Source organism: Prosthecobacter sp., from assembly GCF_020439865.1.
Taxonomy (GTDB): Bacteria; Verrucomicrobiota; Verrucomicrobiia; order Verrucomicrobiales; family Verrucomicrobiaceae; genus Prosthecobacter.
This window is the reverse complement of sequence record NZ_JAGRPF010000004.1, coordinates 23,674-30,465: the sequence shown is the minus strand read 5'-3', so window position 1 is coordinate 30,465 and position 6,792 is coordinate 23,674. Positions and strand designations below refer to the sequence as shown.

At 60.5% G+C, this 6,792-nt stretch carries 6 protein-coding genes; 4 read left to right on the top strand and 2 right to left on the bottom strand.

Annotated elements, in window-relative coordinates; all coding sequences use genetic code 11:
* The 4 genes from KDL09_RS00240 to KDL09_RS00225 all read left to right on the top strand — a co-directional run.
* A partial coding sequence (locus KDL09_RS00240) for a DUF1553 domain-containing protein (protein ID WP_294380117.1) occupies positions 1–964 on the top strand: 964 nt, incomplete at its 5' end.
* Between the two features lie 3 nt (positions 965–967).
* Positions 968–2,344: a DUF1501 domain-containing protein gene (locus KDL09_RS00235; RefSeq protein WP_294380116.1), complete on the top strand. Its 1,377-nt coding sequence runs from the start codon at positions 968–970 to the stop codon at positions 2,342–2,344.
* 10 nt (positions 2,345–2,354) lie between these two features.
* Positions 2,355–3,365 (top strand): hypothetical protein, encoded by a 1,011-nt coding sequence (locus tag KDL09_RS00230; RefSeq protein ID WP_294380114.1) that lies wholly within the window; start codon positions 2,355–2,357, stop codon positions 3,363–3,365.
* A 54-nt stretch (positions 3,366–3,419) separates the two neighbouring features.
* Complete coding sequence (locus KDL09_RS00225; RefSeq protein ID WP_294380111.1) at positions 3,420–4,532, top strand: hypothetical protein; 1,113 nt, start codon at positions 3,420–3,422, stop codon at positions 4,530–4,532.
* A 49-nt stretch (positions 4,533–4,581) separates the two neighbouring features.
* Here KDL09_RS00225 and KDL09_RS00220 read toward each other — a convergent pair whose 3' ends face one another.
* Positions 4,582–6,021 carry a HAMP domain-containing sensor histidine kinase gene (locus KDL09_RS00220; protein WP_294380109.1) on the bottom strand — a complete coding sequence of 480 codons (1,440 nt, stop codon included), beginning with the start codon at positions 6,019–6,021 and terminating at the stop codon, positions 4,582–4,584.
* Positions 6,018–6,716 (bottom strand): response regulator transcription factor, encoded by a 699-nt coding sequence (locus tag KDL09_RS00215; RefSeq protein ID WP_294380107.1) that lies wholly within the window; start codon positions 6,714–6,716, stop codon positions 6,018–6,020. Before KDL09_RS00215 ends, KDL09_RS00220 begins: the two co-directional genes overlap by 4 nt.
* Between the last annotated feature and the right edge of the window lie 76 nt (positions 6,717–6,792).

Below are 6,792 nucleotides of genomic sequence, written 5' to 3'. Positions count from 1 at the left end.
CGATGTGCCCTTGCAGCAGAAGGGCGATCCGGCGAAGCCGGGCAACGTGGTTCCGCGTCATTTCCTCACCGTCTTTGGCGCTCCGAAGCTCCCGCCCTCCGAGTCATCCAGCGGTCGGGCACAGCTGGCCGAATGGATTCTTGCGAAGGACAACCCGCTGACCGCCCGCGTGATGGCAAACCGCATCTGGCAGCATCATTTCGGCCGCGGCATCGTTCCGACGCCGAACGATTTTGGCAAACAGGGCAAGCCTCCCACGCATCCCGAGTTGCTCGACTACCTCTCTGCCAGATTCCGCGACGGCGGCTGGTCGATCAAGGCGATGCATCGTCTGATCATGCTTTCGCATACCTATCGCATGTCGTCGGAGCGCGATGAACCCTCGATCGCCGCGGATCCGACCAACGAGCGCTTGTCGGCCTTTCCACGCATCCGCCTCGATGCGGAAAGCATTCGCGACACACTGTTGCTGCTCGGAGGAAACCTCGACCCAACACCCGCCGGCGATCATCCGTTTCCGCCGCAGAGCGAGTGGAACTTCACGCAGCACAACGCCTTCAAGGCCGTCTATCCGAGCAACCATCGCAGCGTGTATTTGATGACCCAGCGCATTCAGCGGCACCCGTTCCTCGCCATCTTTGACGGAGCTGATCCCAGCGCAAGCACGGCCGCCCGAACGACGAGCACCACGCCGCTGCAGGCGCTCTTCCTCCTCAATGATCCGCTCGTGCATGAGCAGGCCGGCCGCATCGCCGAGCGCTTGCTGAAAATTGCCTCCGATGAAACACAGCGCGTAAAGTCCGCATACGAACTGCTCTTTGCCCGCCCGCCGACGGGGGATGAAGAAGCGGCAGCGACACAATTTCTTGCGGATGCCAGACACAGCGCCCCAGACGCGAACGAAGCATGGAACGCTTACGTGCGCGTGCTGCTGCGGCTCAATGAATTTGTTTATCTCGACTGATCCATGAACGTCCCGCTCCATCCTCGTCGCGAAATCCTGCGCTCCTTCGTGGGCGGATCGCTGCTCATGCCCGGCCTGCTTTCGCAGTTGCTCGCCGAGGCCAAAGTTGACCCACTGTTGCCGAAGCAGCCGCACTTCCCGGCAAAGGCGAAGCGCGTCATCTTCATCTTTTCCAACGGCGGCGTGTCGCACATGGACACGTTTGACCACAAGCCGGAGCTGTTCAAAGCGGACGGCAAAAAGACCGGCATGGGCGGTGGTCTTTCCAATCAGCAACGCGTTTTGCTGAAGCCCGGCTGGCAGTTCAAACCCGGTGGCAAATGCGGCACGCTCGTGAGTGACCTGTTTCCGCATCTGCGCGAGATGATGGATGACATCTGCCTGATCCGATCGATGAAGGGCGAAGATAACGAGCACGCCAACGCCACACTCGGCATGCACACAGGTTCGTTCTTCTTTTCGCGTCCGAGCATCGGCTCCTGGGTCAGCTATGGTCTCGGCACGATGAACAGCAACCTGCCGTCCTTCGTCGCCCTCGCGCCGCAGATGCCGTATGCAGGCACGCAGATCTTCAACAACGACTTCCTGCCTGCTTATCATCAAGGCGTGCGCGTGGTCGACGGCAAGGAGCCCATCGCCGATCTCGACCGCCGTACGCGGCAGAAAGGCCTCCAGGAACTCGAACTCGGCCTCGCGGACGTGCTCAACAACAAGCATCTCAGCACCCGTGCGGGCGATTCAGATCTCTCCGCTCGCATTCGCACCTTCGAGACCGCGTTTCACATGCAGACCGAGGCGCAGGACGCCTTTGACGTGAACAAGGAGAGCGACGCCACGCTGGCGATGTACGGCATGAAACGCGGCGACAACGAGAGCTTAGGCTGGCAGTGCATCGTCGCCCGCCGTCTCGCCGAGCGCGGTGTGCGCTTCATCGAAGTCGTGGATGGCAGCAGCAGCAAAAACTGGGACGATCATGCCGACATGGCCAAGCACGCTGACCACGCAAAACGCGTCGATCAACCCATCGCCGGCCTGCTGCGCGATCTCAAAGAGCGCGGCATGCTCCAGGACACGCTCGTTGTCTGGACCACCGAATTCGGCCGCACGCCCGGAGTAGACGGCAGCAAGGGCCGCGGCCATCACAGCGCCTGCTTCTCCTCCTGGCTGGCCGGAGGCGGAGCCAAGGGCGGCATTGCGCATGGGGAAACAGACGAACTCGGCGCTACTGTCGCCAAAGACAAAGTTCATGTGCACGACTTCCACGCCACCATCCTCCATCTGCTCGGCTTCGATCACACCAAGCTCACCTACCGCCACGGCGGTCGCGATTACCGTCTCACGGACGTGTTTGGGAATGTGGTGAGCGAGTTGCTGGCGTGAACGTTCCTCCATGAGACGAATACTCGCGATTTTAATGGCCCTGCTGTCGCTGAATGTGTGGGCGATCGTCCCGGCTCACGAACTGAAAGACGGTGCCGTTCATATGGCGGGTGTCGGGCCGGACAATCCGGTCATCTACGACAACGACTGGTGGTTCGATGTGTTCGACAACAACTACCTCTGGGCGCGTGCCAGTCTCGGCAGGGTCGATCTTCGCGCCAACATCGTCAGCCGTGACATGTGGGAATGGGATGCCGGATACAAGTATTCCATGCAGCGCTGCATCGACGATGCGAACAAGGCGCTGACCCTCGCCCGCAGTTCCGGTTTGAAGAACATCCCGGACATCATGAGTGGATCCGACGAGGTGCTTCGGCGACCGGCGAGCGGGCGCATTGAGGAAACGGTTCCCAAGTCTTCGCCGGGTGTCAGGAAGATCATTGAGGAAGCACGAAAGGCGACGTCGGAGAAACCGCTGATTCTTATCTGCGGCGGTCCTTTAACCACTGCGGCGAATGCGCTGCTGATGGCGCCGGACATCGCTGATCGGATGATCGTTTTCGACATCCTCGTCAGTCACTACGGCTACAATGGCAAAGACGGCTGGGCGGCGTATGTCGTGGCGAAGAAGACGCGCTACGTGGACTGGGGCGGCCGAGGTCGCGGGTTCTGGGATCGTCATTCGGTTTTCGTGGCGAAAGATTTCGAGACGCTTCCGAAGACCCCCTTTTGCGAAGACATGCGGCGTTTGATCAAGTCCGATCTGGGGCAGGCAAATCAACTAGGAGATGGTGCGCCACTGGTGTGGCTGTTCAATCCGCAGTGCTGGACGGGTGTGGAGCTTCATCAAGCTGCATTCCGTGGCAAAGCGGTCGAGTTCACGCTGGCAAAGCCCGACGAGGCAGGTGATGTGCTCGTCATTCCCAAGGCCGTAACCGATATGAGGCAGTGCCACGATGAGTTTTTCCGGGTGCTTCGCGATCCGGCGCTATTCAAGGAATCTGCGACTGAGGTAAACTGAACGATGACAACCCAGGCTGGCACCCCGCATCCTCGCGTCGCATGGGCGTTTGCCATGTTGATGACACTGTGTGCCTTCGCGACTGTCTGCCAGGCTCTCGATGACGATCCTTTGCATGCAACCGCAGCGCCCTATCCGCACAGTCAGGTGATCGAACGTGTTGAATTCGACTGGTCCTCCCATCGGCGTGAAGCGGTCGGCAGCGACAACTGGCCGGTGACATGGGCCGATGACGGGCATCAATACACCGCGTGGGGAGACGGCGGTGGTTTTGGCGGTGACAACAAAAAGGGCCGCGTCACGCTAGGTGTGGCACGCATCAAGGGCGAGGCGGCGAATTACTCCGGCAAGAACCTCTGGGGCGGATTCGAGTCCGAACGCGCGGCGACGTTCGGCGGAAAGAGCTATGGCATCCTTTCGATCGGCGGCGTGCTGTACATGTGGGTGGGACCGCAGCCGGGGCCGCACTTGCGCGAATGCCGTCTCGCGTCTTCGCGCGATCATGGCCTTACGTGGACACAGGCTGACTGGGTGTTTCGCTTTGAGGACGGCTTGAGCATCCCAACCTTCCTCAATTTTGGACGCGACTATGCCGGTGCGCGCGATGGATTTGTTTACAGCTACTTCATCGAGCCTCAGTGGGGACCGGAAACGCCTCCAATGAGCAAGTTCGGATTTGAGGTCCATCGTCCGGGCAGGGTCCATCTCTCACGAGCTCCGAAGACAAGTTTATTGAAACGTGAGGCGCACGAATTCTTCGCCGGATTCGACGCAGCGGGCCAGCCTCGGTGGTCATCGAACGTCGCTGACAAAAAGCCCGTGTTCTCCGATCCGAACGGCGTTGGCTGGAATGTGAGTGTCAGCCACAATGCCGGGCTGCGACGTTACCTGCTCGCGACAGAGCACGACGCAACGCACGCCGGAAAGTTCGGTCTCTTCGATGCGCCGGAGCCTTGGGGTCCTTGGACAACTGTCGCCTATGACGACAAGTGGGGCGAAGGCCATGTCGAGGTCTCGACATTTTACTGGAACTTCCCCGCCAAGTGGCTCAGCGCTGACGGCAGCCGTTTCACGATGGTTTTCACCGGCAAGAATACGAACGATTCCTGGAACACCCTTGTGGGCCGGTTCGTGCTCAGGTCTCCACCATTTTCGCCCCAAAAATGACACGCCCTTTTACTTCGAATCTGAAACTGTAGGGCGATTTGGCGCTGCCTCAGCCCAGAAGCGGCAGACCCATCTCCACGATCAATCCATGCGGGTCGCGATTGCATGCGGTGATCGTGCCACCGCAGGCCTCGATGCAGCGTTGTGTGATGGCGAGGCCGAGGCCGCTTCCGCCAGTGGAGCGCTGACGTGCGGCTTCCGGGCGATAGAAAGGCTCGAACAGGCGGGGCAGCGCCTCCGCAGGAACCCCCGGACCTTGATCCGAGATGCGGATGAGGATTTGATCATTATGCTGGCTCGCGTGGATTTGAATCGGACCGGCGTTTCCGGCGTAACGCACGGCATTGCGCAGGATGTTGCCGATTGCGCGGTCCAGCGCGTTGCGAAGCGAGCGGAGACGCTGATCGGTGGGAACATCGACCTGGATGTCTGCATCCGGGGCCTCTCGTGCGATGATGGAATCGATGAGGTCGTGTAGATCAATGTCTTCGGGTATTTCGCGTTCGGGCAGCGTTTCCGCTTTGGAGAAGGCCAGCACTTCCTCGACCAGCTTCGCCATGTGCTGAAGTTCGGCGTCGAGTTTCTTCAAATAGGACGCCTGTTCCGGCGTGCTTCGTTGCTCGACAACGCCGAGCGCCATCTGCATGCGAGCAATCGGCGAGCACAGTTCGTGCGCCACGTCGGCAGTGATGCGCCGCTGCTGGGCCACGTAGTCGCCGAGTTGTGCGGCCATCGCATTGACCGAGGAGGAAAGCTCGCCGAGCTCGTCGTTGCGCTCCTGTGAGATGCGTTCGTCGAATTTGCCGCGGGCGATGCGACCGGCGGCTGAGTTCAACGCTCCAATGAAACCGGTGATGCCACGGACGAAAGGCATCCAGATCAGCGCCGAAATCACCAGCGCAACCGCGCCCAGACCAAGCCATGGCCAGAGATCCAAAAACAATCCGCCTCCAGTGATGGAGCCGGACTTCATCAGCAGGGTCATCGGCCGTCCGTCGCTGCGAGATACGAGATCCAGATGAATGCCCGCCCAGTATGCGGCGGGGTTCCCGGCCCGCAGCATGAAGCGCGGTTTCGGCGGCGCGTCGTCCGGCCGCTTCATCATCGGACCTGGCGGACGTCTCGGCGGCGGACGCTCGACTTGGGAACGTCGATCAATGAGCCGCGGCATGACGTCGGCAGGCACTTTCATCGGAGCGCCAAAGAGCTGCTCGCCGGTGTTCGTAAAGAGCGCAAAGGTCACGCCGTGCTTGCGGTCATAGGTCTCCAGTTGCGCGGACCACTCTGCTTCGGGGATGCGAGAAAGCTCCTGTGTGATGCTGTCGCCAATCGCCGCGATGCGATCTCCCGGTTCGCCGGAGAGCATCCAGTCGAGGCCGAGATGAAACTGCGCCTTGAGGAAAAAGAAGAACAGCAGCGCCAGCACCGCGAGGTTCAAGGCGAACCAGGCGAGGATCTTCCCAAAGAGAGGCAGGCGCAGGCGGTTCATCGTCCGGGTGTCACGAGCTGATAGCCGTGGCCGCGCACGGTTTTGATGAAGCGCGGTTCCTTCGGGTCATCACCGAGTTTTTTGCGCAGCGTGGAGATGTGCATGTCGATGGCGCGGTCGAAGATGTCCCACTCGCGATCCGCCACCTCCTCGATGAGCTGTTCGCGTGTCTTCACGCGGCCATGCGCCTTCGCGAGCGACAAAAGCAGACCGAACTCGGCGGGCGTGAGCTGCAAAGACTCGTCTCCGAGAACCACGGCATGAGTTTCCGGATTGATGCGCAGATCACCGACGACGATCTCTTTCATCGGTGCCTGCGGTGTGGATTCCGAAACCCAGCCGGAACGTCGCAGCACCGCACGCAGCCTCGCGAGCAGCTCGCGTGACGAAAATGTCTTCGGCAGATAGTCGTCCGCGCCGAGTTCGAGACCCACGATGCGATCCACCTCCTCGCCGCGCCCGGTGAGCATCATGACAGGCGCCTTCGATTTTGTCCGGATACGTCGCAGCACTTCAAAGCCGTCACAGCCTGGCATCATCACATCGAGAATGATCGCCGCCCACGCCTCCGAGGTCGCGCGTTCCGCTCCGTGCTCGCCATCGTGCTCCATTTCGACGTCAAACCCCATCGGCTTCAAGTAGTCCGCCACGAGCTGGCAGAGCTCGGCGTCGTCGTCGATGATGAGGAGGCGCATGGAGGACGTCATGAGGGGAAATTCGTCAACAAGGAGACTATCGGCCATCGTCTTTACACAATCCCGACAATTCTTC

Excerpts from the sequence above, each read along its gene's own strand:
- KDL09_RS00235 (WP_294380116.1), top strand. The coding sequence starts at position 968 with ATGAACGTCCCGCTCCATCCTCGTCGCGAAATCCTGCGCTCCTTCGTG.
- KDL09_RS00230 (WP_294380114.1), top strand. The coding sequence starts at position 2,355 with ATGAGACGAATACTCGCGATTTTAATGGCCCTGCTGTCGCTGAATGTG.
- KDL09_RS00225 (WP_294380111.1), top strand. The coding sequence starts at position 3,420 with ATGTTGATGACACTGTGTGCCTTCGCGACTGTCTGCCAGGCTCTCGAT.
- KDL09_RS00220 (WP_294380109.1), bottom strand. The coding sequence starts at position 6,021 with ATGAACCGCCTGCGCCTGCCTCTCTTTGGGAAGATCCTCGCCTGGTTC.
- KDL09_RS00215 (WP_294380107.1), bottom strand. The coding sequence starts at position 6,716 with ATGCGCCTCCTCATCATCGACGACGACGCCGAGCTCTGCCAGCTCGTG.